Source organism: Acinetobacter sp. ANC 4805 (genome assembly GCF_022549495.1).
Lineage (GTDB): Bacteria > Pseudomonadota > Gammaproteobacteria > Pseudomonadales > Moraxellaceae > Acinetobacter.
Map to the genome: position 1 here is coordinate 1 of NZ_JAKZGD010000030.1, position 291 is coordinate 291.

Genomic DNA, 291 nt, shown 5'->3' on the forward strand with positions numbered 1-291 from the left:
GTAATCGGATCTGTTGCATTGATTGGATCAAGTACTGGTGCATTTGGTGGAGTGGTATCAATCGTTAATACCGCGGTATCTGTTCCGACATTGCCCGCTAAGTCAGTGGCAGTCACGGTAACGCTATAGCTGCCTTCTGCTAACGCAGCCAAGCTATTGTCTGCTAAAGTCCAAGTACCATCGCCATTATTGGTGACTGGATAATCTACTCCATTCACATTCACAACAATGCTTGCATTTGGATCGTTGATCGTACCAGTCAATTCAGGTGTCGCATCATTGGTGATCTCA

The 291-nt window shown here is 45.7% G+C and carries 1 protein-coding gene; it reads right to left on the bottom strand.

What is annotated here, in order from left to right; translation table 11 throughout:
* Positions 1–291 (bottom strand): Ig-like domain-containing protein (locus MMP60_RS15860; RefSeq protein WP_241337289.1); only part of this gene is annotated, 291 nt, incomplete at both ends.